Source organism: Campylobacter sp. TJR-1, from assembly GCF_032840035.1.
GTDB lineage: Bacteria > Campylobacterota > Campylobacteria > Campylobacterales > Campylobacteraceae > Campylobacter > Campylobacter fetus.
The window spans coordinates 1-880 of sequence record NZ_JAWIZX010000019.1; the positions used below are offsets into that span (position 1 = coordinate 1).

Sequence of the window (880 nt, forward strand, 5' to 3'; positions counted from 1 at the left end):
TTAAATTTAAAAGATTTATTTGAAAGAATTAAATAATATATCAAGAAGTCGGAAAATCCGACTTCTTTTAGCAAAAAAACTATCTACTATTTATTAAGGTTTGGTTTGAAACAATTTGCGATTAAGCTATAGCAACAGCGTGAAGTTCGCCGTCTGTAAGCTGTAGATTAAAGTCGGTTCCGACCTTAACTCCGGCTAGTTTAACTACGATGTCGCCAGCATCTAGTTCATCTGCCGTGCCGCCTACTTTGTTATAAACCACGTATGTATCAGTGCCGTTTACATAAGCAAATATATCTCCATCGGCAACTGTGCTTAGTCCATCTACTGCCGTAATCTTAGCATCTACAAATTTAGTTTTTAATCCAGTTGTAGAAGCGTCATCAACATTGCTTGTAACTACAACAAGTTTATTTTCTGCTACAAAACTATCAAATTTGATTTTATCTCCGACTGCGAAATTATTTATAACAGATGATTGGACACTGTTATCATTAGTTACCGCTGTTACTTTTGCTGCATCTTTAAATACAAAAGTATCGTTTCCATCGCCGCCGTCTATAGATATGCCTTCTCCTTTTGCAGTTGAAGCTTTATCGCCTAAGGTTATGATATCGTTTCCTTTTGTACCTTTCACATCGGCAAGAACAGAAGTAAGTGCGCTTATATCTATAATTCCTTTTGTCGTACTAAGTTCGCTTAAATCTATATGGGTTACTGATGCTACTGCGTTAGTTACGTCTAAGGTAAATTCATCTCCGCTTTGGTTGCCCAAATCCCCATCTACCTTAACCTTAGTAGTAGCAGCAAGTAGTTTAAGAGTAACTTGGTCATTTGACTCACTACCATTTATAGTAAGAGCTTTATCACTCATATCTGT

General features: G+C 36.5%; 1 pseudogene. It reads right to left on the reverse strand.

Annotated features, from left to right (window positions below):
- Positions 1-121 precede the first annotated feature (121 nt).
- Positions 122-880 (reverse strand): annotated as a pseudogene (locus RVY88_RS09105) (cell surface protein); the annotation flags it as partial.